Below are 23,259 nucleotides of genomic sequence, written 5' to 3' on the forward strand. Positions count from 1 at the left end.
TAAATCACTATGCGCGCAACTGTCATGTTCGGAGCCGGCGACGTTCGCATCGAAAACGTCCCTGACGCACGCCTCGTCGAGCCAACCGACGCTGTCGTCACCGTCACTCGCGCCTGCATCTGCGGCAGCGACCTCTGGCCGTACAAGGCGATGCCGCCCGGCGACACAGGCACCGTCATGGGGCACGAGGCCATCGGAGTAGTCGAGGCGGTCGGGGCCGACGTTCGCACACTGAAGGCCGGCGACCTCGTTGTCATGCCGTTCGCCTACTCCGACGGCTCCTGCGAGTTCTGCCGCGAAGCGCTGCAAACGTCGTGCATCCAGGGCGGCTTCTTCGGCAATGTCAAAGTTGCCGGGGCGCAGGCCGAAGCCGTTCGCGTCCCGCAGGCGGACGGAACGCTATTCGTCTTGCCGGTAGGCCGTGACGACGCGCTGATGCCATCGTTGCTGACGCTCTCGGATGTGATGGGGACAGGTCATCATGCGGCGGTCACCGCCAGGGTCAGCCCCGGCAAGACCGTGGCGGTCGTCGGAGACGGCGCCGTCGGCCTGTGTGGCGTGATCGCGGCCCGACGCCTCGGCGCCGAGCGGATCATCATCCTGGGCCGGCATGCCGACCGCATTGCGCTCGCTAGAGAGTTCGGCGCAACCGACGTTGTCAGCGAGCGCGGCGACGAGGCGGTCGAGCGGGTACGCGAGCTGACTGGCGGCTTCGGCGTCCACTCCGTCCTTGAATGCGTCGGCCTCGAACAGTCAATGCTCACCGCCGTCCGCATCACCCGCCCTGGCGGCGCACTCGGTCGCGTCGGTGTGCCGCAGGGCGAGACGATGCCGGCGTCGCTCCCGGCCTTTTACAACAACATCACCGTGAGCGGCGGCCCCGCGCCGGTTCGCGCCTACATCGAGGAGTTGCTGCCCGACATCCTCGAAGGCAGGATCGAGCCGGGCCGAGTCTTCGACCGGGTGATCGGCCTCGACGCAGTGCCCGAAGGCTACCGGGCGATGAACGACCGGCAGGCGATCAAGGTCATGGTCAAGCCCTGAGGCGCGAGCCGTAACGATCAAGCCGGGCCGCGCTCAACAAGCTCTTAGTTCAATGAAGTGGAGGCGTGAAGAAATGGAGATCAAACGAAATGGTTCGCAGCCTTCCGGCAAAGGGCCGGACGAGTATTTCACCGGCACTGTGCGCATTGACCCGCTGTTCGAGGCACCCGATCCGGCGCGCGCGCGTGGCGCGTGTGTCACCTTCGAGCCCGGTGCCCGCAGCGCATGGCACACACATCCGCTGGGGCAGACGCTGATCGTCACTTCGGGATGCGGGTGGGTGCAAAGCGAGGGGGGCCCGAAAGTGGAGATCAAGCCGGGCGACGTCGTCTGGTGCCCGCCGAATGAGAGGCATTGGCACGGCGCGATGCCAACGACGGCAATGACGCACATCGCCATTCAGGAGGCGCTCGACGGGAAGGTCGTTGAATGGATGGAGAAGGTCAGCGACGAACAATACAACGCCTGATCAGGGTCGTCGGGCGAGCCGCGCATCAGGCCGGTTTCCGCGCCACCACGATCACGGATAATCCGAAGGGGAAAGCCATGCGGCGCACCAGTTTTGATTCGACGTTGAGCGCGCCGCCAAAGATGCGGTTCATCAGCGGCGATGTCGGCTTCACATCCGATTCGCCCGAACCTTTCAGGCGTGACCATAAACGATGCGGCACCGCCGCCCAGAAGAGCAAGGCGTTCGCATAGGTGGCGCGGCGCGGCGCGAAGCCTACGGATTCTAATAAACGCTTCAGCTCGGCGCGCGTGTAACGGTGCCGCGTCGCCACGGCAACATCGTGGCCGCCGCGCATCCATTCGTATGCCGGCTCGCGAATGAACAAGACGCCGCCCGGCTTCAAAGCTCGGTACATCTCGGAAACGGCGCGCCGCGCCGCCTCATCATCCAACTGGTAGATGACGTCGAAGCAGGTGATGAGATCGAATTCGCCCTCGCCAAACGGAAGCCGGTCACCGCTTGCCAGCGCTACGGTGTCGAGGTCGCGCAAGCGCCACAACGCCGCCGCGTGCGGCGACAGATCAACGCCATACGCACGCTCGACCGCATAGCGCCGGCGCAACCAGTTGAGCGCATAGCCGGTGCCGCAACCCACATCAAGAACGCGGAGCCCCGCGCCCCCCGCCATCTCAACATCAAGCAGCGCCGCCGTAATCTCCCGCATGCCGACGTACCACCACATGCGGTCTTCGAGGTCGTACATCGCGCGGTATTCGTCTTCACGCATAGCTCAACAGTGACAAGTGACGAGAGGAGGGGAGTCAGAAGTCAGAAGTCAGGAGTCAGAATGGAAGAGGAAGTCGGCGGCAGCGAGTACGCTACTCAGCGAGTACGCTTGTCCGCCGCCGCTTTTATTCTATCTTTTAGACTCCCCTTCCTTATTCATTCTGACTCCTGACTTCTGACTCCTGACTTCTCTCATCCCTTGTCACTTTTGAATTGTTGTCCGGCGCGGCCAGTTGCGCCTGTTTCTTCCAGACCAGACGATACCAGAGGCGTGTGAGGTCTTTGGCCGTCTTGAACAGGCGCTTGAAGTTGAAGAACTGCGACTTGCCGTAGGCGCGGTGAAAGTGATGCACGGGACATTCGGCGAAACGCAGGCCGGCATCTTGAAAGCTGCGCACCATCTCGACGCAGATCGTCCCGCTGGTCGAATGCAGGCGCACGCGGTTGTAACAGTCGCGGCGCACCAGCCGGAAGTCACAGTCGACGTCGCGTATCTTGATGCCGAACGTCAGCTTGATGAACCAGCAGTAAAGGTTGCCGATCAGGATGCGGTGCCACGGGTCCGAGCGGCTGATCTTGTAGCCATTCACAATGTCCACGTTGCCGGTCATCAACGGCGCCAGGTCTTCCAGCTCGCGCACATCGTACTGCGCGTCGCCGTCTGTGTAGAAGATCCAATCTTTGGTGGCGCTGGCAAAGCCTGTGCGCAGGGCGCTGCCATAGCCGAGATTGGTCGGGTGGTTGACGACGCGCAGGCGCGGGTAGGCGACCTCAAGCTCGGAGAGAATTTGCGCCGTGTGGTCTCTGCTGCCATCGTTGACGACGATGACTTCGTAATCGTCGGTCAACTGGCGCAGCGTGCGGTCGGCCAGCACCACCATGCTAGCAATCGTGCCCGCGTCGTTATAGGCCGGAAAGAATGCGCTGATGCTTGGCCTGCTCATCACCTCTGCTTCGCTCTCCTTTTGCGCTGTGCGTCAAACCTCGCCCAAGCTCATTCCGTGCAAGCCGCTGCCTCAACTCCTGTTAAAGAAGGTTAGGCGGTGGCGCGAAACTTCATCGGGAAATTGATGGTTGCGAGTAACCGTCATTCTAGCGGCTGCGACGCGGCCCCGACAAGGCGCTCAAGCGGTCGGGCGCGCGTCAAGCGCACGATGGCGGCATGAACTTCGTCGGGCGCAATCGTCATCAGGCAATCGTGGTGCGGGCAAGCCTTCACCGCGGCGTCGCCTTCCAAGCGGAAACAGGGACTGCATGGCAGGGCATGGCGAATGACCGAGTGGCTCGACCCCACAGGGCGCGTGCGGCGAATGTCTGTCGGGCCATAGATTGCCACGACCGGCGTGCCGACAGCGACGGCGGTGTGCATCAAGCCGCTGTCATTGCAAACCAGCAAGTCGCAGCGCTCGATCAATGCCGCAACCTGTTTGACGGTGGTTCGACCCGCGGCGATGCAGACGCGCGGCCCGAGTCCTACCGCTAACGCTTCGATCATCTCGCGCTCATTGGGCGCGCCGAACAAGATGACGTGAGCAAGAGGCTGTTCAGCCAGCAGCCGACGAATGACTTCGCGGTAACGATCCGTCGGCCACTGCTTCCAGCGCATGGCCGGCGAAGTGCCGGGCTGCACGCCGATGACGCTGCCGGCGCATTCGCGGGCTTGCAAAAAGGCACCGGCAAAGCGCCGGTCTTCGGCGCTCAGGTAAATGAATGGCCGGGCATCCTCCAGGGCGACGCGGGCCGCGCCGACCGTCGCCACCAGATCGAAATAGCGCTCGACTTCATGCTCGTCGTCACGCATGACGACCGGCAGATTGAAGACGTAACTGTACCGGCTGAATCGAGCCGGCCAGCCGGGACTGGTGACATGGCCGAGCCGGTAAGGCGCGCGGCTCGTGGCGACCAGCAAGGCCAGCGGCCACGAGTGGCTATGGAATTCGTTGATGATCAAATCATAGCGCGTGGCGCGAATCTCGCGAGCCCGTTTGATCCAGGCGCGCAGGCCGGCTCCGTAGCGCAGGTTGTAGATGTGATCGAACAGCCCGCCGCCGGCCAGCACTTCTTCGCAGCCGGTGTTGTTGCCGACTTGCAGATCGATGCGCGCCTGCGGGTAGCGCTCGCGCAAAGCGCGCAGGGCCGGCGTGTAGAGAATGAAATTACCCAGGCCGTGATAGGCGAAGATGAGAATGCGCCGGACGCGTTCAGGCGTGAAGCGCGGGCGCGGGCGGGCGGCGAGATAGACCTTCAGCATCGCCTCCGCCGGAAGCCGCAACGCCCGCTTGATTGTTCGCATCACACCCGCCATCAATGATCTCTTCTCCGCGCTCCTCTGCGCCCTCTGCGGTAATTCATTCATTCGCTCAAGGCTCGATGGCTTTCAACCAATGTAGCCGAGATTCTTCAAGCTCTCGATGACCTCGGCGTTCTCGGCGTCCGAGTATTCAATCTCGTTGGCCGACGCGCTCTCATCCGCTTGCGAATAACCAACGGGATTCGCCAGCAGGTAATCTTCCGCGACGATCTCTGTCAGCACGCGCCCGTCCATATCCGCGGGCACCGGCTCGCCCATCAAGTAGAGCAGCGTCGGCGCGACATCGTAAATGCGCGCCGCCTCCAATCGCATCGCCGGTTTTACAGCCGCCGCCTTGCCGATCATCACGCCATGCATTCGATGGCAGCCCGATATGCCAAAGGCGTCCACCATAAACTTGTTCGACGTGAAATCGGCGTTGCCGAGCGGCAGGTAACGCATATCGCGCGGCAGAAAGGCGATGTCGGGCGCATCGCCGACGCGCGGCCCGTCATAGACCTCTTCGCGGCGAAAGACTTCGCCCGCCCACGGCTCGCCGGTCTGCGGGTCGCGCAGCGCGCTCAGGCGCTCGACGATTCTTCGGCACACCGCGTCATAGTCTTTTTCTTCGACCACGCCGCGCGGCTCGCGGCCTTTGAGGTTGACATAAATCTGCCCGTAGTTGCCTTTCGCGAAAGCCAGCGTGCGCGACCAATCCACGTCGTTGAACGACAGGAAAAAGGTCGAGAGCAACCGCGATGTGCCCGGCTCATTGCTCGCCCCGCGGGCCGGGCGCAGGCGTCCTAGCGGCAGCTTCTTCATCACCTTGAAAGCGTTTTCGGGCGTGATTCCTAGCCGGAACAGCGCGCGCTTGATCCGCGTGCGCGCGTCACGCTTCAAATGCAAAAAGCCTTCTTGCAGCAGCCAGAGATTGAATGAGCAATACTTGTGCGCCGGGCCGAAGCCATGATCGGACGCCACCCAGACAATCGCATCGCGGCCCGCCATCTCGATCAGCCGCCCACAGACTTCATCGACGCGATGAAAATAGGCGCTGATCTTTTCCTGATACAGACGCGACTCTTCGGGGTCGTGGCGCGGGTGGGCTTCGTCAAAGATGTGCCACAGCTCGTGCTGTATGCGGTCGGTGCCCCAGAAGTATTGAAAGAACGCGTCCCATTCGTAGGCGCTCGCCAGGTATTCGGCAACGCGGGCTTTGTAATCCAGCTCGTCGTTCAACTCGTCGAGCACGCCTTGCGCTTTGCCGCCGGCATAGGTCGCAGAGAGGTGCAGGCGATATGGGCCGAACCGCGATTCCAGCTCGGCAAGCAGCGAGGCCGGGTAGGTGAAATCCCGCCGACCGCGCGGCGTCATGAAGTCGGCAATCATCAAGCCGTTCACCGCCTGCGGCGGATACGTGCAGGGGAAGTTATGGACGATGACGCGGCGGCCCGCATCCGATAGCAAGTCCCAGATGGCGCGCCCTTCGCGAAACGAAGCGTTCACGGCCAGCTCGCGCTGCGTGCCTCTATCGCGGCGCACGAACTCGAAGATGCCATGCTTGCCGGGGTTCTTGCCGGTCATAAACGATGACCAGGCGACGGCGGTGATGGGCGGAAAAGTCGTCTCAAGCGGCGCGCGCGCGCCGCCAACGATCAGGCGCGCGAGGTTCGGCAGATGGCCTTTGTCAATCAGCGGATCGAGGACGTTAAACGATGCGCCGTCCAATCCGATGACCAGTAATTTCTTGCTCATAATCTTCGACTCAGACCAGTTAATCAATATACTTGCCCGGCGGCGGATTCATCAACTTGTCACTTCCTCAGCACTCGCTGAATCAGTTGCAGCTCGCCGCGCCCGACCTCGCGGCTGGCGATCAATCCAACGACATAGAGCAGGCCAAGCGCCGCCAGCTTTATCACAATCATGACCTTCGAGGTCGGCGCGTAGGCGAGCGACAAGGCATAGATCAATGCCGAACAGGCGGCGATACGCGCCAGTGACAGCGGCGGCATCAATGCGCCGAATCGCTTGAGCAAATAGGCAGCGCCGATCCCTGCGCCGACGAACATAGCTATCGTCGTCGCCAGGCCCGCGCCCGCCAATCCGGCTCGCGGAATCAACAGCGCGTTCATGCCGGCGCTCGCTGACAACGTAACGACGCCAATGACTAGAGAGATTGCCGGGCGACCGCTCGCCGAGATAATCGTCGTCAGCACGTAGAGCAATCCGAAAGCGAGCATTGCGAAAGCGAGTAAGCCGAGCGCGCCACTGCCCGCTTGATACGCTTCGGGGTAGATGACGCGCAGCACGCTGGCGGCGTTGGCCGAAAATAGCGTCGCCAGCCCTGCCATAATCATCAGCGTGTAGCGCACCGTGTTAGCGATGTAGCTTCGAGTCAGCTCGCGGTCATTGGCAAACGTCGCTTGCGACACCAGCGGGAAGATGACGAAGGTCGCCGAGATGATGACTTGATATGTGATATTCGCCACGTTGATGGCTGCCCCGTAGAAACCGGCGTTGGCGCTGGCGGCGTCAGCATCGGACGACGACAGCGCTTTGACGAGAATCAGGTCAACCTTCTGCAAGAGGTTCAAGACCAGCGTGAAGGCCAGCAAGGTTGACTGAAACGCGAACAGCTCTTTCGCCTTCACTTCGCCGGTTCGCGTTCCCTTCCCGGCAATCGTCGCCGATAGCGCAAGCACGCCCGCCGCGGCCAGCGCGAAGCCACCGACGCCGCCCATCACGCCCATGCCGGTCCAGACCAGTAACACGATGCAAGCCAGCTTGAGCGTCGAATAAGTCGCGTCGAGCGCGGCTTGCGTCAGAAACTTTTTCTGACCGTTGAAGTAACCGGTGTAGACCGAATAGAACGCATAGGACAGGGTGATGAGCGCCGCCAGTCGCAGCGGATTCGTCAGCCGCGCATCGTTCAAGTAATTAGCAATCAGCGGCGCAAGCAGAAAGAAACCGAGCGCCAGCGCGCCGCCGACCAGCGATTGCAACTTCAAGGCTTTCGCTTTGACCGAATCGGCGCGACCTTCATCCTGCGAAATGTATTTCGAGACGGTTTGCGACGTGCCGGTGACGACCACGGCGTTGATGATCGAAACGATGCCGATGACGACTTGATAAAGGCCGAATTGCTCCTGGCTCATCAGCCGCGGCAGGCTGAAATGAATGCCGAGGCCGCTGAGAATGAACCAGAGCTTGGCGGCGCTGATGTAAAGCGTGCCGCGCCCGGCAACGCGCGCGACGTCAGCAGGCGGCGCGCTCGGCGTCAGCGCTGGTGTTGGTATGGATTGCATTCCTGTTCAATGATTCCTTGATGAGCCGGGCATAGACCGCGGCAACGCGCGGCCATGCATATTCGGCCGCCGTGCGCCGAGCGTTTTCTCCGAGCCGCCGGCGCAGTGCCGCATCCTCTAACAGCCGGTGTAACTTTTCGGCGAGCATACGGGCGTCGCCCGGCTCGAACAACAGCCCATTGTGCGGGTCGCGGATGATTTCCGCCAGCCCGCCTGTGCTAGAGGCGATGACCGCGCGACCGGCGGCCATCGCTTCCAGGCAGACCACCGGCATGCCTTCGCTGCGGTTGCCAGCCAGGCGCGACGGAATCACGACGACATCACACGAAGCCAGCAGCGCGTCACGATGCGCGGCATTGATCTGGCCGAGAAACTCGACGTTGATCGCTAATTCGACGGCTAATCGTTCGAGAGGTGTTCGTTCAGGGCCATCGCCGGCAATGGTTAACCGCGCGCTCTGTTCATGGCCTAGCGCCTCGATCAACACGTCCACACCTTTGATCCGCGTCAGCCGCCCGATGAAAAGGATGTGGCGCAAGCTGACAGCTTGCGCTGTATTTCGGGCGTGATCCATTGTGCGCAAGCTAACAGCTTGCGCCACATCGGCTCGCCGCTCCATTTCGACACCCATCGGCATCACTTCACACTTGTCGGCGGCGCCGGGACAGAGCGTGATGAGCTTGCGCCGCAAATCCTGGCTGACAACGACCACGCGCCGGCTACCGGCAACGATGAAGCGAGTGAGAAGCGCGCCGCCGCGTAAGCCCCCCAGTAGATGCAACGCGCCGGAATGCTCTACCGCGACGTGCGGCTTGCCGAGAAGCTTTGAAAGCGCCGCGCCCATTAGCCCCGATGGCAACAGCCAGTGCGAGCAAATCACCTCGGCCCTCAAAGCCAACCGCGCAGCCCTGACAAAGAAGCTCAACAACGCAATCGCGGTAGCCAGCTTTGTCATAAGGCTTGCTTCACGTAGACGATTTAAATCGGTCGCTGACCGGAAAGGATTAAACCGCGCAGGCAAGAGCGGCGCAGAGCGGACCAATCTGTAAGGCTCTCCAGTCATCGCGACGGTTTGATCGGCTGGTGGCGCAAGCACCGTGATGCTGAAATCAGCCGCCAGATGGCGCGCGAACTGGCGAACGTAACCGCAGGTCTCATCATCCGGCCCACACGGGAATGAGCTGGTAAGAATCAACAACCGGGGTTTGAGTTCTGGTTTCACAGGCGGGCTTACTCACTTCAACAGCCACTCGACCGGCTGGCCCAGCTCAGAGGTTAGCTGCGCCAGCCGGTCGCGCCACCAGTGGCGTGCGATCAGAAAGCCGATCATTGGAACGGCGGTCAGCGGGTTGATGCCGGACACTTCGGTTTCGTAAATGCTGCGCACCGCGACGCTGGCGACTCGAAGCCGCGCCCGCACGGCGGCAAATAACATTTCGTTAGGGAAGCCATAGCGGTCGTACAGCGTATCGAGCGGCAAGCCTTTCAACGCCGCGCGACGGATCACCGTGTAGCCGCACTGCGCGTCAAGGCGAACGGCACAGCGCGCCGCGCGCCGCGTCAACTGACTGAACAGCCAGTTACCAATCAAACGAGCAAGCGGCATGGCCCTGAGCGATTCACGATGCAGGAAGCGATTACCTTTGACATAATCGGCCCCGGCGATGGCCGCGTCTAGCAATGCGGGCAGGTCACGCCCATCCATCTGCCCATCGCCATCCATCACGGCGATCAGGTCGGCGCCGGTCGCCAGAGCCCGCCGATAGCCGGTCTTGGTCGCCGCGCCGACGCCGCCATTCGTCGCATGGCGAATGGCGATCAATCGCCCATCAGCGATGTCGCGCAATCGCGCCGCCGTGTTGTCGCGGCTGGCGTCGTCTACGGCGATGATCAGATCAACGAACGACGGCACCCGCCCGATGGCGCGCTCGATGCGGTCTTCTTCGTTGTGAATCGGCATCACGACGGCGATGCGATGATGGCGGTACATGGCTGGCTATCCGGCCTCCGAGCCTTTCAAATCGAGTTCGGCGATGGGCCGCTCTGGCTGCTTGAGCCGCGCCATCGAGATGTAAATGATGCCGCCGGCGATGGCGTTGCAGTAGATTGGCGCAAACGCCAGCAGCGCGAAGGCCAGCGCCTGTTCGCGGCTCAGGCCGACGCCGGCGAATAGCGCGACCAACAGCCATTCGCGCACGCCAATGCCGCCAATCGATACGGGCAGCATGCGCACCAGGTCAACCAGCGACATAAACGCGAAGACTGTCGCAAAGCTGAGCGGCAAGCCGAGCGCCAGCGCGACAATGTAACAACCCAGGCTCCAGACCGCGCGCACCAGCACCGATAGCGCCAGCGTGCTTATCACCATCCGTCGGTGGTGGCGCAATTCGGAAATGGCTTCAAGGGTGCGCGCCGCCGCCTGACCAAAGCGCTCCAGCTTGAAGCGCCCGCCCAATGCTCGACAAACCCGCGCCAGCCGCGATGAGACGCGCTCGCTCATCAACATCGCCGCAGCCGCGAAAGCGACGGCGAGAACGATTTCGCTCAAGACGACGCGGTTCGTCTGCGCGTAGCTGTGACTGGCGACGCTGGCGACGAGGCCGAGCAGCAGGATGATAAAGCCGCCGACCATGCGCTCGTAGACCAGCGTCGATAGCACGAAGGCTTTGTCGCGCACTTCGCGGTCAACGTAGATCAAGCGCGCCACGTCGCCGCTGACGCCGCCGCCCGGAATGAAATTCATGAAGAAGATGCCGATCAGGTAGACCGCAAACAGCCGGTAGGTTTTGAACCTCTGGCCGCGCACCGCGAGAATGGCCCGCCAGCGCGACGCCATCAGCCAGGTGACCGCGAACGACGCCAGCACCGCGAGCGGCAGATAGGCGACGCGGGTCGAGCGAATCGCTTCGAGCAAGCTGTGCAGATCAGAGCGGGCGATAACCAGCGCCAGCGCGCCGACGCCGATAATCACTTGCGCGAGGCCGCGCAGGCTGATGCCGCGCGGCGCGGCGTTCGTCGGTGACGGAGCTTTCGGTTGGCGTCGTTGCATCAGTTGTTCGATGTCGCGCAAGCTGACCGCCTGGCGCGACATTAACGCTTGCCGCGTGGCTTCGAGTGAATGTTCATCCAGATGTGCGCCAGCTCGCCGAGCGTCGAAATGATATGGCTGGCGCGCACTGTCGAACGGCCCGCCGGGCGCGGGTAATGGCGCACGCCGATCTCGACCAGGCGAAAGCCGTAATACTTGGCTTTCGCCAGCACCTCGGCGTCAACGAAGAACTTCTTCGATTCAATCGTGACTTTATCGAAGACTTCGCGGCGAAAGAGCTTGAAAGCGCAATCGATGTCGCGCACGTTGATGCGAAACATGATTCGCACCAGCAGGTTGAACCCCCAGCTCAGAATCAGCCGCGTCAGCGGGTCGAAGCGATAGATGCGGAAGCCGCAGACGATGTCGGCCTCTTCAATCAGCGGCAACAGCCGCGGCATCTCTTTGACATCGAATTGATTGTCCGAGTCTGTGTAAAAGATCAACTGGTGCCGCGCGCTGCCGAAGCCTGTGCGTAAGGCTTCGGCGTAACCGCGATTCGGCTGGTGATGAAAGACGCGAATATGCCGCGGGTCTTCGGCGGCCAGCCGATCACCAATCTCGCCCGTGCGATCTCGCGAGCCATCATTGACGACGATCACTTCCCAGTCGCGCAGGCCGAGTCCACCCAGCACGGCGGCCATGTCCCGCGTCGCCTTCTCGATGTTTTCTTCCTCGTCGTACGCGGGCAAGACCGCCGAGATGGAGTCGAATGGCATCTTCAGTAATCCGTCCCACAAACTCGAAGGCGCGCCTTAAGAGACCAGCTTTGCCAGGCTGGCTTCCCAGTTGGTCCGCAAGACGGTGCCGTAAATCTGCTTCTCTTTCTCACGGCGGATCGAGCAGGCTTTCAAGAGCGCGCCGCGCTCGCCGTACTTCTCAACCGGCACGAAGATCGTCTCGACGCGGCCCGGCTCCGGGTTCCAGGTGACGACGTAATACTTGCTGACGATGCGCTCGCCATCTTTGGTGCGCACGACCTTGGTGCGGCGCTGGACGCCAACGATGCCCGAGGTGTTGCGCGTCTGCCGGGCAATGACCTGACGGTCTGTGCGCGGGCGACCCAGCTTCTTCTCGGCCTCGTCGCGGTAAGTCACCGCCGCGTCGAGCGCCTGCCTTTTGCTGCCATGAACTTTGTCGCTAAAAAATTTAGAGACCTGCTTGCCATTAAACATCACGCGGACATACCAGCCGAAGGTATTGCGTGAAGGCTGATCGATGCGGCTGATCCCCTTGTGACCACTCTTTGTCATGATTTGCCTGATTCTCCCTTGTTGAATTTGTTCACAAACCCCCACCGTCGGTGCCTACCAAACGCCGGCGGCTTACTGCCAGTTCTGCTTTTGTCTTTACTTCCAGCCTATCCCAAATAGCCCCAGCCGCGCAGCCGCTCGCGGATTTCGTCGCTCTCTTCGTCGGTCATTGCGCCGCTCTTTTCCGCCTCGGCGAAAGCCGCGTCAGTCAGCCGCACGGGATGATGAGCCATATAATCGTCGGTGAAGATCGTTTCCAGCACGCGCCCATCCATGTCCGCGGGCACTTCGACGCCGAACGAGTGCAGGATGGTCGGCGCGTAATCGATGATGCGCGCGCCTTCGACGCTCGCCCCGCGCCTTAGCTCAGGGCCGCGCCCCAAAAAGATGCCGTGCATGCGGTGATCGCCCGAATTGCCATAGACCGGCGTGATGAATTTGTTCGAGGTCAGGTCGAGCGTGCCGAGCGGCTTGTTCGACATATCCGCCGGCAAGAATTGCAGGTCGGGCGCTTGCGCGATATGCGGCCCGGTGTAGAGGTCTTCGCGCCGCCAGATGGGGCCGATCAGCGATTGGCGAGTTTCGGGATCGGTCAAGTCGCGTAGCTTACGACTCACTTCCGCCAGCACGCGCTCGTATTCGGCTCCCGGCTCGACGATGCCGTTGGCTTCGCGCCCCTTCAGGTTGATGAATATCTGCCCGTAGTTGCCCTTAGAAAAAGCCACGGTGCGCGACCAGTCTACGTCGTCGAGCGACAGCATCAGGGCGTTGGCCAGCTTCATCAACGTCGAGCGATTCGACACGCCGACCGACAGGCGCAGGTGCGCCAATCCCATCTTCATCGCTGAACGATAGGCCAGGTCAGGCGTCAGCCCCAGCTTGAACAGGGCGCGCTTGAAGCGCGTCATCGCGTCGCGCTTCAAGACCAGCAAGCCTTGCTCGATCAGCCAGACGTTGAAGCAGAGAAACTTCTTGATCGGCCCGAAGCCGTGATCCGAGCCCATATAAATCGTCGTGTCCGGGCCAACCGCATCCAACAGCTCGCCGAGCATCGCGTCAACCGCGCTCCAGTATTCGTGAATGCGCTCGATGTTGGCCGTATGCTCTTTGCGGTCAAAAAACGGGTGCGACTCATCGAGCAAATGCCACAGCTCGTGCTGAAACCGATCCGTGCCCCAGTAGTGTGTGGCGAACACATCCCAGTCGTAATTGTCCATCAGGTAGCGGTTCACCTGAGTCTTGTACTTCAGCTCGTCAAAGAGCTGATTGAGGATGTTGTCAACCTTGCCGGGGGCGTAGACTTCGGTGATGTAGAGTTGATAGGGGCCGAAGCGCGATTCGATCTCTTCGAGCAACGATTCGGGATAGGTGAAGTCGCGGCGACCGCGCGGCGTCAGGAAATCGGCGACCATCACGCCGTTGACCATCGTCGGCGGATAGGTGCAAGGCATGTTGGTGACGATGGCGCGCTTGCCCATCTGGCCGAGAATGTCCCAGAAAGGCAGGCCGTCGCGGGCGCGGGCGCTGACCGGCTGATCGGGCAGGGCGTTCGAGCCTTTGCGCCGCAGCAGGAATTCAAAGACGCCGTGCTTGCCGGGATTCTTGCCGGTCATCCACGACACCCAGGCGGTCGGCGTGATGGGCGGGATCGTCGTTTCCAGCCAGCCGCGCACGCCTTCGTTGATGAAGGCTTGCAGGCGCGGCATCAATCCTTTTTGCATCAGCGGATCAAGCAGATCAAATGTAGACCCATCCAGACCTATGAAGAGAACTTTTTTGCTCATAACAAAAGACTAAGAAATTTACAGGATTATGGCGCGATTCTCAACCCATGTTGGCTTGTGAGGCGGCGAGGCGGTTTAATCACCGGCATCAAAACTCTTTTCAGCATTGATCGGCATGTCGTCAGTGTTGTCAGGCTTGACACTTTCCAGCTTGCCATTGCGGAGCGTGCCGAGCGCTTGCCTATAGATGTCTGCCAGCCGCCGCCGCTCACGCTCGTCATAGAAACCGAGCGCCAGAAGGATGAGCGGGAAGGCCAGCGCCAGCCCGACCTTTGCCACCGCCGATATATAAATCAAGCGCCGCCGGTGCGGGTCGTCGTACGACATCACGCTCAGGTCGCCACGCAGATAATCAATCGCATAGAAAGCCGCCGCCACGAGCGCGCCGACGCCGCCGACCGTGAAGACACGCCCCCATTCATAACGCACTTTGTAAAACAGGTTCGACGCCCAGAAGCGCAAGCCGCAGAACGCCGCGTAAGAGAGCAGCGTCGAAACCGCTGCGCCCGGGCTTCCATAACGCGGGATCAGCGCGAAGTTCAGCGCGATGTTGAAGGCCAGCGCGATGGCAATAGTGATGGGCGCGTAGATAGTGCGCTTCTTTAAGGTGATGCCGATGTTGAGGACGCGGGCGGCACTGTCCAGCACCATCGCCATCGCCAGCAGCGGAATGATGCCGGCGGCGGGCCAGTAATCCGAGCGCGCAAACCTCAGCAGCCCGTCTCCGGCAATCGCCGCCACGCCCAGCGACAAAAACATGCTGACGAAGGTGATGTAGGTCAGCACGCGCGAGTAGTATTCTTCGGCGCCCTCTTCGTTCATCACCGAAAAGCGCATCACCGTCCAGACCTGGCTGAAGGGCACGGTTGCCAGCACCGAAACGACCGAGACCAGCGTGTTGGCTATCGCATAAACGCCGACATCGCGCGCCTTGCCATAGCGTTCGAGGAAGAAACGGTCGATCATCATGAACAGCGTCATGGCGATCTGGTTGAAGATCAGCGGCGTGCCGAAGGCCAGCATGCCGCGCAGCTCCTTGGAAGAGAAGCTCAAGCTCAGGTCGCGCCGCACGACGACGAAGAAGATCAACGCTTCAAAAGCCGAGCCGATCAAGCGGCCCCGCAAGACGTTTTCAACGCTCGCCTCGACGAAAATCACCAGGTAGCAGATGACCGCGAGCTGCACGACGAACGCCGTGATGTTGAGCGCCGAATAGTGCGCCGATTTAAAGTTCGCTCGCAAGATCGAATCGGGGATGACCGAAATGATCTCGAAGAAGCTGATGAAAAAGATCAGCCGCAGCAGGCCGGCGTTCGAGGCATCGCCCGAAAAGACCAGCCACGACACCTGCGGCGCTAAGAGATAGAGCAGGCCGGTCGAAATCACCCCGGAGACCAGCAAAAACCCGAGCGTCGAGCCGACAATGCGCCGCCGATGCGCAGGGTCTTCGGTGTCGTAGTAGTGGCGGAAGAAGGCGTGATTGAGCCCGAACTTCAGGACGATGGTGACCAGCGTCAGGGTGATCGTCAGCAGCGACAGCACGCCGAACTCGGCGGCGCGCAGGTAGCGCGTGTAGAGCGGCACCAGCACCAACCCGAAGGCGCTGTTGACGACGCTGCCGATGCCGAAGATCAGCGTGTGCTTGACCGTCTTTTTGATCTTACCGTAAATCGTGACCGTTGCTCCGTTGATCTTTACTTATTTACCGCGGCGCACAGCGACAAACGCCAGTCCCAGGCCGAGCAGCGCCGCCGCTACGAGGCTTATCACTAGAGACGCCCTGAAGACGCGCGGCGCAAAGACGAATGATAACACATGGCGACCGGCGGGAACTTTGACGGCGCGCATGGTGACGTTCGCTTGAAAAATCTCTGTCGGGTTGCCGTCAATCGCCGCCCGCCAGCCAGGATAAAAGTTATCGCTCAACACCAGCCATGCGTCTGTTTGGTTCGCCGTTTCGATCACCACGCGATTGCGCTGGTCTTCGATAATGGACGCCGCGTCGGCGCTCGCCTGCATCCCGACTGGCGGAGGCGTGGCGTTTGCGGACAAGCCCGCATCGCTTTCGATAACCACCTCGCGGCGCGCATCGAATGTCGGCTCGCGCAAGGCGGCAACTGCATCGGCATGGCTGGCCACGGCGAGGGCGCGATCAACGAAGAAAGCGCGCGGCAAAGCGTTCTTGTTTTCGTAGACCGCAACGCCTTCAGCCGTCGCCAGCCGCTCATACCCATCAAGCGGCGTATCGGCATGGGTCACCACGTAGCGCACGTCGAGCAGGTCGAAGTAACGCGAGCGCGGCTCGTTAAAAACGACATGGCTCAGGTTCGGCTGCGGCTCGATGAGCGCAGCGTAGTCGCGATACCACTTCGGGAATTGTTGATTCTTGCCGGCGACGGTCGGAATCTGGTACGGCAGCAGCGTATTCGGCGGCGCAATGATCTTGTCTTCGCTTGACGACACACGGCGATTCGATTCCAGGTCGGCAGGCACGACCAGCACGCGGCCGGGCGGCAAGCCGCGCAGCATCGTGGTGATTTCGGTCGCTTGATAAACCCGTGAGCGCTCGTAAGATTGGTTGAACTGCCCGCTCAACCAGAACAGATCAATGACCAGCAGGCTGCAAAGTCCGGCCAGCAGCGCCCGGCGGCTGAAGCGGCCGGCGCTCGTCAGCCAGAAAAGCCCGGCGACTATCGCCAGCATGCCGAGCGGCACCAGAATGCCGGCATCGGGCGGCAGGAATTGTGGCGTGAGCGCGGCAGCCGTCCGATGAAGATAGGCTCGCCAGCCGCGCGCTTCGCTCTCAGCGGCAAAGCCTGTGGCCTTCATCACCCACGCAGCAATTGTAGCCATCGCTACAAAGGCGGCGGCGGCATAAAAGAATCGTCGCGCCAAACGGGCGAAGGCACCGAACAGATCGGCGCTCGCCTGCATCAACAGGTCTGCGCCGAGTGCCACCAGCACCGCCGCCGCAAAATGAAAGATCACTCCGGCGCGCACGGCGACGCGGATCACCTGCAACACGGGGACGTAGCGTGTGACCGGCACATAAAGCGGCGTCGTCATCATCACCACCAGCGAGACCGCCGCCAGCAACGCGAAGAGAGTGACGCGGGGACGCGGGGACGCGGCGACACGGGGAATTGTTGGACTTTCCGTATGCTCTTGTCGTGGTGAGCCAGGAATCCGCACTCCCTCGCCGCGTCCCCGTGTCCCCGTGTCCCCGCGTCTCGACTGCTTCCACCAGAAGAGCGCGAATCCAAGCGGCGCTAACGCTGCAACGCCGATGTAGAGGATGTGATCGTGCGACACGCCAAGCGCCGTAAACAGCGTCAGCGTGCGCGTGTCGTAAGCCGCGCCGAAGAGATTCGGAAAGATCAGCGTCAAGCCGTACCACGGCGGCAGGTAGATGTAACCCATCTCCGCGCCGACGATCTTGCGGTTCGAGTAACGCAGCAGCTCAAGCATCGGCGCCCATTGCGTCGCCGCCAGCATCAGACCAACCGCCAGGGTCGTCGCCATCAGCGCCACGGTCTTGCCGAGCGCTCGCCTTCGCCGGCGGCCTTCGAGCTTGCCGAATTCGAGGTGGGCGGCGATCAGGTAATAAAGAACGATGGCCCCGGCGTAGTAAATCTGATTCGGCAAATAACCGCAAAAGAATTGCGCGGCAAACATCACGCCAGCTAGCAAAGCCGGCCTGAACTGTTGGCGGCGGGCGGCGCGATCAACGAAGAGCATGATTAGCGGCAGCCACATCAATCCGCCGAACCAGCCGAGGCCCGTCAGGTGCAACAACGCATGCGCCGACAGCTCGAAGACCAGCGCGCCGATCAAAGCGCCACGCGCGCTGACGCCGAGGGCGACGAGGAAGATGTACATGAAGATCGCGGCCAGCATCAGCTCACTGATGCGCGCCAGCGAATAACCGAGCGGCACGTCGAAGAGTTTATAAAAGAGCAGGAGCGGCGACAGCGTCCGCGTCACGCCATCGGCGTAGATAGGATGGCCAGCCATCGTGTACGGGTTCCACAACGGCATCTCGCCATCACGATAAGCCGCGACGACAAAATACTCGCGGGTCACGTACATATCTGTGAGGTCGCGGCGATTGTAAGGGTAATCGCTTGGGCCTGCGCTGTAGCCCCAGGGCAACTGGTTGTTCAGCGTCGCCACATCGATCAGTGTTTCGCCGAGCAGGAAGACGCGCCAGAACATCACCAGCAGCAGAGCCACAAGCGAAGCGAGGTTGATTGCATGGCGCTGCCAGGTGGTAGGAGAAAGAGAGGGCGAGTTTTCTGCGCCGGCCTGTGGCGATGTGGCTGCGCTGTCGCCGGGGTTGATTTCGGGTTCCGCCTTCATCTTTCGCCTTACAGGTAGCCGAGCGCGCGCAGCTTCTCTTCAATCAACTCTTCTTCGGCCTCGCTCAACGTGCCGGGCGCGCCTGCGGTGTCGCCTGTCGCCCGGTCAATGCGCAGCGGATTCGCGCTCAGATGGGCTTCGCTGAACGCTCGCTCGATGACGCGGCCATCGAGGTCATCGGGAACCGCCAAGCCCGCCGCGTATATCAACGTCGGCAAGAAATCGTAGACGACCGGCTCATCCAACCGTGCTCCCGGCGCAATGCCCGGCCCGCGCGCAATCAGAATGCCTTCGGGCCGATGATCGCCGCTCCACCAGTAACCCCGGTCGCGGACTTCGCGTGGCGGCTCGCCAAACGCAGCCCGCGGGTTCCAGTAGATGTAGAGGTCGCTGGCGCGCTCGACAAACGGCCCGGCATATAACTCGTCGCGGCGGGCGACGCGCTCGACCACCGCCGTGCCGCGCGCATCGCGCCACTCGCCGAGCGCGGCGCTGATTTCGGCGCAGACGCCCTGGTAATCGGCAGCGGCAACGACGCCTTGCGGGTTGCGGCCGGCGAGGTTGATGTTGATGACGTGACGCCCCGGCTCTGTGTAAGCTCGGCTACGCGGCCAGTCAATCGAATCGTAGAAGGCGTCTTTCTCGGCGGCCTGCATCTGTTTGACGCGCTCGGCGCCGAGGCGCGATTTGATCGTTTCCTTGATCGCAACGGGCAGGAGATTCTTTGCGACGCGACGGCTTGCATTCATCAACGAAGCGCGCGGCGGCGCGGATGATTGCCTCGCCATAAAACCTCGCGCTTCGAGCCATTCGGCCAGGTGATAAGACGCGCCGCTGTGCGGCCCCATGCCGTGATCGCTGATGACATAAACCTGTGTTTGCTCGTTCGCAAGCGCCAGCAGCCTTGCCACCGCGATGTCGAGGGATTTATAAACGCGGCGCAGCCCATCGCGCGATTGCGCGGGCGAATTCCACAAGTTGTGCCCGCCCCAGTCGCTCGCCGTGAAGACGGTCATGAAGAGATCGGTCGGGTGTTGTTCGATCAAATACTCGGCCGCCGCGGTTTGCGTTTCCGTAAGCCGCAGCCACGCGCTGATGGCGTCATCGACGCGCCCGGCTTTCATCAGGTCGCCGAGCCCGATGGGAGTAAATGCATAATCGGGAAAATGGCTGAAGACTTCTTCGCGCAGCGGCGCGGGAAAAAAAGCCGATTCATTCAGCGCCGGCGCGTCCAGTCCGCTGATCATCCAACTGCCCGCAGGCGCGTTTGCCGGATAGGTCATTGGCACGTTCAGAAGGCCGCTCGTCAGACCGTGTCGCGCCAGGTAATCGCCAAGGATGCGGCCCGCGCGGTCGCCGCCTTTGAAGAACTCTTGCCGGCCCGTCGCAAAGTTGCGGTCTGAAAAAACGAAAAGGCCATGCCGGCCCGGATTCAAGCCCGTAAGGATCGATGTCCACGCCGAGGCGCTATGCATGTTCGGCGTCGAGATCAGCCGCCCGCACGCGCCTTCGCTCATCAGCCGCGCCAGCGTCGGCAAGTGGCCTGCCGCGGCCCACGGCTCAATCAACTCGATGGTCGCGGCATCAAGGCCGATGATGAGAATTTTCATAATCGTCGCGCCGCGTGGCGGCAACTTCAGGGCGCGCTTTTATCATTCGATATAGCCGAGCGCGCGCAACCGTTCGCGCAGCTCCGCTTCTTCGCCGGCGTTGTAGACCGAACGATTGGCTGCCGCCGCCTGCGCCGCGTCTTTGTATGAGCTGCCCTCACGCGAGGGCTCGGTCACTTCAGGGAAAAGCTCGACCAGAGCACGGCCATCCATATCAGTCGTCAGCGGGCAACCGAGCGAGGCGAGCGCCGTCGGCCCGACATCGCGCAGATTCGGCGGCGCGGCAAAGTCAACGCCGGGCGCAATATCGCGTCCCCAGGCAATGAAGATGCCGTCGCGCGCATGTGTCCCGGTCGTCGAATCAGCAGGCACCATCACCTGGCCATAGCCGGGACGTTCGTTGTAAACGACCTCATCGCGGCGCGGCACCATCACCAGATCGGGCAAGCGGTCAGACCACAAACCTTTGAATGCTTCGTCGCGACGCAGGACGCGCTCGAAGACCGGCTGGTTATCCGTCGGATCGGTCAGGCGCTCAAGCGCCATGCGCGCCTGATGAACAGCCCCGTCGAATTCGCTTTCGCGGACGCAGCCCTGAGCCTCGCGGCCTGCCAGATTCACCCACACGCCTTTGTCCTGCGCGAAGTAAGCCCGCGTCCGCGTGAAGTCAATCTCGCTGAGAAAGTCACTGCCATACTGAACCTTCTTATCCAGTACGTTGCCATTGAAAGTGCGCGGCGACAGGCGGCGGGCGAGCTTTTCTTTCAGCGCCCTGGCCTGCGCCCGTTGCCGCCGGGTCGCCGGCGATTTGAAGGTGAGCAGTCCTGCGCTGGCCAGCACTTCGTTAACGCGCACTTCGACCAGCTCTGGACAGAAGCCGTGATCGGAAACGACAAGGACGCGCACGTCGGCGGGCAAGCGCTCAAGGATGCGCCCGAGCGCGCCGTCCAGCCGCTCATAGATTTCATGGATGAAGTTGCGAAACTCGGCGGGCGTGTGCGGGTCGTGGCGCGGGTGCGTCGCATCCATGTCGGCCCAGTAATCATGCTGGGCGCGATCAAGCACCGAAAAGACGACCATCAGAAAATCCCACTCGCCTTGCTGCATCAGCCACGCAAGCGCGCGCTCGCGGCATTCGATAGCGCGGCGGAATTCGGCGGCCCGCGCGCGCTTGTCAGGGATGCGCGACGGCTCGATGATGTAATCGGGCACGGCACGCAACAACTCGTCTTTGAGCGTCGCCGGGTAAGTGAAATCGGATTGCAGGCCGGGCGTCAGCATCCCCGTGACCATCCGCCCATTCAAGGGTTCGGGCGGATAAGCTGTTGGCACATTGATGACAATCGAGCGGCCCGTCTGCGCGCCGAGCAAGTCCCAGACGTGGCGCGTCATGATGTCGCGTCCGCTCATGGCGCGCACCGTGTAGCTGCCGGGATTTTTGATGAAGGGCGCGAAGACGCCGTGCATGCCTTCGCTGGTGCCGGTCGTGCAACTGGCCCAGCCGGGAAAGCTGTTTGGCAGGATGGTCGAGCGCAGCGGCGCGCTCGCGCCTTCGCGCATCAAGCGCGCCAGCACGGGTAAGCGGCCCGCCGCCGCAAGCGGGCGGATGATGTCAAACGTCGCGCCATCCAATCCTATGATTACGGTCTTCATTTATCTCAAGAAGGATATTGGTGTCCAGCAAGTACATTACTCATTCCACCAATCAAGCGCCTTGTGCTGCAAATCAACCGATGAGTATTCTCCACTCAGTTCCTGCAAAGCCCCTCGCCAATCCAGTCGCGGTTGCACAGTGTCTTTCGCCTTCGCCTTTTCAGAGAGCGATTGAATAAAGCTCTCGACTTCCTGCTGCAACTGTGGCGGCAACTCTCGGATTTTGTCATCAAGGGACTTCATCGCTTCCACCTCCGCCATTTCAGCTTAACGGAACATCGAGCGGCCATCCATCGTCGCTGGCACGTCGAGGCCGAGCGCCGCTAGCAGCGTCGGCGCAACGTCGGTGATGTGAGGCTTACCGGAGCGCAAGCGGCTCGCCGGAGAGTTGATGAATAACGTCGAATCGTCCTGCGTGTGCATGCCTGTGAAGACTTCGCGATCCATCAACTGCGTCTTGTTGACCGCGCCTTTCAAGTCATACCCATAACGGCTCTGCACACAGAGATCGGGCGCGAGGTTGATGACAGGGCCGCTGAACAATTCGTCACGCTCGTAGACCTTTTGCACCACCGGCGCGCCGTTGTCGCTGATTTCCGACAGCCCTTGTTTGATTTCGGCAATCAGGCGCGCGGCGTCCGTCGGCTCGACTGTGCCGTTCGGATACTTGCCTCTGACGTTGATGTAGATGCGCCCCGGGTCCATCGCGAAAGCCCGCGAGCCGTCAGCGATCTCTTCAATCGAGCGCGGGTTCTCTTTTAACTTCAAATAGCCGTGGTCAACCAGCCAGCGGTTCAAGTAGACCTGCTGCTTGATGGGCGTAAAACCGTGATCGCTCATAATCAGCATGGTCTCGTCTTTCAGGCGCTCGGCGATCTGGCCGAGGAACGCATCGATGCGCTGATAGAAATCGCGGAACGCCGAGTGATACTTGTGCGCCGGGTCGGCCATCGCGTCCATGAAGAAGTGCTGCAAGCGGTCGGTCTCGGTGACGACGCCGACGAATAGATCCCACGGCTCTTTGTCATATAGCTCAAGCAACAGCTTGACGCGGCGGTCGAGCGTCGTCAGCACGTCGTCCATCAAGGCGTCGTGCGATTGCTGCACCTTGCGCGCGTCCACGTCAATGCGGTAATCCATCGCCTGCAACCGCGGAACGAGCGACGCCGGATAAGTTGCCTTGTTGATGTCCACGGCGACGAACCCGGCGATCAGGATGCCGTCGAGCGGTTGTGCCGGATAGGTCGAGGGCACGTTGATGATGATGGCGCGCTTCCCTGCCCGGTTGGCCACCGCCCACAGCGTTTCGCTCTTGATGTGGCGCGAGTTCGGGAAATAGATTTTGTAGCTGTTCGGCTGAAGGTCGAGAAAACCGTAGATGCCATGACGACCCGGATTGGCGCCAGTCATAAACGAGGTCCAGGCGACCGACGAAATGTCCGGGATTGACGTATCCATTTGCAGCAGCGAGCCATTCGCGCAGAGCTTCGCCATATTCGGCATCGCGCCGTCTTTGATGAACTGCTCGACAAGCGTGCAGGGCGTGCCGTCTAGCCCGATCAGCACGGCGCGCTGGCTTTGCTCTTTCGCTTTGAACCGGTCGAATAATTTCATAAGTGACAAGTGACAAGTG

Annotated in this window: 19 protein-coding genes; 2 read left to right on the forward strand and 17 right to left on the reverse strand. The window is 61.5% G+C overall.

What is annotated here, in order from left to right; all coding sequences use genetic code 11:
- Positions 1 to 9 precede the first annotated feature (9 nt).
- Positions 10 to 1,044, forward strand: a complete 1,035-nt coding sequence (locus tag VJ464_12820; GenBank protein ID HKQ06011.1) for a zinc-dependent alcohol dehydrogenase family protein — start codon at positions 10 to 12, stop codon at positions 1,042 to 1,044.
- A 73-nt stretch (positions 1,045 to 1,117) separates the two neighbouring features.
- Entirely contained in the window at positions 1,118 to 1,513 is a 396-nt protein-coding gene (locus VJ464_12825) for a cupin domain-containing protein (GenBank protein ID HKQ06012.1), read from the forward strand.
- Between the two features lie 25 nt (positions 1,514 to 1,538).
- Here VJ464_12825 and VJ464_12830 read toward each other — a convergent pair whose 3' ends face one another.
- The 17 genes from VJ464_12830 to VJ464_12910 all read right to left on the reverse strand — a co-directional run bounded on the left by VJ464_12830 (position 1,539) and on the right by VJ464_12910 (position 23,240).
- Positions 1,539 to 2,282 (reverse strand): class I SAM-dependent methyltransferase, encoded by a 744-nt coding sequence (locus VJ464_12830; GenBank protein HKQ06013.1) that lies wholly within the window; start codon positions 2,280 to 2,282, stop codon positions 1,539 to 1,541.
- Positions 2,283 to 2,433: 151 nt separating this feature from the next.
- A complete protein-coding gene (locus VJ464_12835) occupies positions 2,434 to 3,225 on the reverse strand; it encodes a glycosyltransferase family 2 protein (protein ID HKQ06014.1) in 792 nt (263 codons plus the stop codon).
- Between the two features lie 143 nt (positions 3,226 to 3,368).
- Positions 3,369 to 4,574, reverse strand: coding sequence for a glycosyltransferase family 9 protein (locus VJ464_12840; GenBank protein HKQ06015.1), 1,206 nt, complete (start codon positions 4,572 to 4,574; stop codon positions 3,369 to 3,371).
- 84 nt (positions 4,575 to 4,658) lie between these two features.
- Complete coding sequence (locus VJ464_12845) at positions 4,659 to 6,326, reverse strand: alkaline phosphatase family protein (GenBank protein HKQ06016.1); 1,668 nt, start codon at positions 6,324 to 6,326, stop codon at positions 4,659 to 4,661.
- 59 nt (positions 6,327 to 6,385) lie between these two features.
- Entirely contained in the window at positions 6,386 to 7,879 is a 1,494-nt protein-coding gene (locus VJ464_12850; GenBank protein HKQ06017.1) for an oligosaccharide flippase family protein, read from the reverse strand.
- Entirely contained in the window at positions 7,830 to 9,101 is a 1,272-nt protein-coding gene (locus VJ464_12855; GenBank protein ID HKQ06018.1) for a glycosyltransferase family 4 protein, read from the reverse strand. Before VJ464_12855 ends, VJ464_12850 begins: the two co-directional genes overlap by 50 nt.
- 12 nt (positions 9,102 to 9,113) lie before the next feature.
- Positions 9,114 to 9,869, reverse strand: coding sequence for a glycosyltransferase family 2 protein (locus VJ464_12860; protein ID HKQ06019.1), 756 nt, complete (start codon positions 9,867 to 9,869; stop codon positions 9,114 to 9,116).
- Between the two features lie 6 nt (positions 9,870 to 9,875).
- Positions 9,876 to 10,970, reverse strand: a complete 1,095-nt coding sequence (locus VJ464_12865; GenBank protein HKQ06020.1) for a lysylphosphatidylglycerol synthase transmembrane domain-containing protein — start codon at positions 10,968 to 10,970, stop codon at positions 9,876 to 9,878.
- On the reverse strand, positions 10,970 to 11,686 hold the full coding sequence (locus tag VJ464_12870; GenBank protein HKQ06021.1) for a glycosyltransferase family 2 protein: 717 nt from the start codon (positions 11,684 to 11,686) through the stop codon (positions 10,970 to 10,972). The genes VJ464_12865 and VJ464_12870 overlap by 1 nt, the downstream gene beginning before the upstream one ends.
- A 36-nt stretch (positions 11,687 to 11,722) precedes the next feature.
- On the reverse strand, positions 11,723 to 12,220 hold the full coding sequence (locus VJ464_12875) for an AP2 domain-containing protein (protein HKQ06022.1): 498 nt from the start codon (positions 12,218 to 12,220) through the stop codon (positions 11,723 to 11,725).
- A gap of 107 nt (positions 12,221 to 12,327) precedes the next feature.
- Entirely contained in the window at positions 12,328 to 14,004 is a 1,677-nt protein-coding gene (locus VJ464_12880) for an alkaline phosphatase family protein (GenBank protein ID HKQ06023.1), read from the reverse strand.
- Between the two features lie 75 nt (positions 14,005 to 14,079).
- Entirely contained in the window at positions 14,080 to 15,696 is a 1,617-nt protein-coding gene (locus VJ464_12885; protein ID HKQ06024.1) for an oligosaccharide flippase family protein, read from the reverse strand.
- 6 nt (positions 15,697 to 15,702) lie between these two features.
- Entirely contained in the window at positions 15,703 to 18,363 is a 2,661-nt protein-coding gene (locus VJ464_12890; GenBank protein ID HKQ06025.1) for a YfhO family protein, read from the reverse strand.
- 8 nt (positions 18,364 to 18,371) lie between these two features.
- Positions 18,372 to 19,973 (reverse strand): alkaline phosphatase family protein, encoded by a 1,602-nt coding sequence (locus VJ464_12895; GenBank protein ID HKQ06026.1) that lies wholly within the window; start codon positions 19,971 to 19,973, stop codon positions 18,372 to 18,374.
- 42 nt (positions 19,974 to 20,015) lie between these two features.
- Positions 20,016 to 21,626, reverse strand: a complete 1,611-nt coding sequence (locus VJ464_12900; GenBank protein HKQ06027.1) for an alkaline phosphatase family protein — start codon at positions 21,624 to 21,626, stop codon at positions 20,016 to 20,018.
- Between the two features lie 36 nt (positions 21,627 to 21,662).
- Positions 21,663 to 21,887: a DUF2281 domain-containing protein gene (locus VJ464_12905; GenBank protein ID HKQ06028.1), complete on the reverse strand. Its 225-nt coding sequence runs from the start codon at positions 21,885 to 21,887 to the stop codon at positions 21,663 to 21,665.
- A 6-nt stretch (positions 21,888 to 21,893) separates the two neighbouring features.
- Positions 21,894 to 23,240: an alkaline phosphatase family protein gene (locus tag VJ464_12910; GenBank protein ID HKQ06029.1), complete on the reverse strand. Its 1,347-nt coding sequence runs from the start codon at positions 23,238 to 23,240 to the stop codon at positions 21,894 to 21,896.
- Positions 23,241 to 23,259 lie beyond the last annotated feature (19 nt).

It is taken from the genome of Blastocatellia bacterium (assembly GCA_035275065.1).
Taxonomy (GTDB): domain Bacteria; phylum Acidobacteriota; class Blastocatellia; order UBA7656; family UBA7656; genus DATENM01.

Excerpts from the sequence above, each read along its gene's own strand:
- VJ464_12820 (HKQ06011.1), top strand. The coding sequence starts at position 10 with ATGCGCGCAACTGTCATGTTCGGAGCCGGCGACGTTCGCATCGAAAAC.
- VJ464_12825 (HKQ06012.1), top strand. The coding sequence starts at position 1,118 with ATGGAGATCAAACGAAATGGTTCGCAGCCTTCCGGCAAAGGGCCGGAC.
- VJ464_12830 (HKQ06013.1), bottom strand. The coding sequence starts at position 2,282 with ATGCGTGAAGACGAATACCGCGCGATGTACGACCTCGAAGACCGCATG.
- VJ464_12835 (HKQ06014.1), bottom strand. The coding sequence starts at position 3,225 with ATGAGCAGGCCAAGCATCAGCGCATTCTTTCCGGCCTATAACGACGCG.
- VJ464_12840 (HKQ06015.1), bottom strand. The coding sequence starts at position 4,574 with ATGCGAACAATCAAGCGGGCGTTGCGGCTTCCGGCGGAGGCGATGCTG.
- VJ464_12845 (HKQ06016.1), bottom strand. The coding sequence starts at position 6,326 with ATGAGCAAGAAATTACTGGTCATCGGATTGGACGGCGCATCGTTTAAC.
- VJ464_12850 (HKQ06017.1), bottom strand. The coding sequence starts at position 7,879 with ATGCAATCCATACCAACACCAGCGCTGACGCCGAGCGCGCCGCCTGCT.
- VJ464_12860 (HKQ06019.1), bottom strand. The coding sequence starts at position 9,869 with ATGTACCGCCATCATCGCATCGCCGTCGTGATGCCGATTCACAACGAA.
- VJ464_12865 (HKQ06020.1), bottom strand. The coding sequence starts at position 10,970 with ATGTCGCGCCAGGCGGTCAGCTTGCGCGACATCGAACAACTGATGCAA.
- VJ464_12870 (HKQ06021.1), bottom strand. The coding sequence starts at position 11,686 with ATGCCATTCGACTCCATCTCGGCGGTCTTGCCCGCGTACGACGAGGAA.
- VJ464_12875 (HKQ06022.1), bottom strand. The coding sequence starts at position 12,220 with ATGACAAAGAGTGGTCACAAGGGGATCAGCCGCATCGATCAGCCTTCA.
- VJ464_12880 (HKQ06023.1), bottom strand. The coding sequence starts at position 14,004 with ATGAGCAAAAAAGTTCTCTTCATAGGTCTGGATGGGTCTACATTTGAT.
- VJ464_12890 (HKQ06025.1), bottom strand. The coding sequence starts at position 18,363 with ATGAAGGCGGAACCCGAAATCAACCCCGGCGACAGCGCAGCCACATCG.
- VJ464_12895 (HKQ06026.1), bottom strand. The coding sequence starts at position 19,973 with ATGAAAATTCTCATCATCGGCCTTGATGCCGCGACCATCGAGTTGATT.
- VJ464_12900 (HKQ06027.1), bottom strand. The coding sequence starts at position 21,626 with ATGAAGACCGTAATCATAGGATTGGATGGCGCGACGTTTGACATCATC.
- VJ464_12905 (HKQ06028.1), bottom strand. The coding sequence starts at position 21,887 with ATGGCGGAGGTGGAAGCGATGAAGTCCCTTGATGACAAAATCCGAGAG.
- VJ464_12910 (HKQ06029.1), bottom strand. The coding sequence starts at position 23,240 with ATGAAATTATTCGACCGGTTCAAAGCGAAAGAGCAAAGCCAGCGCGCC.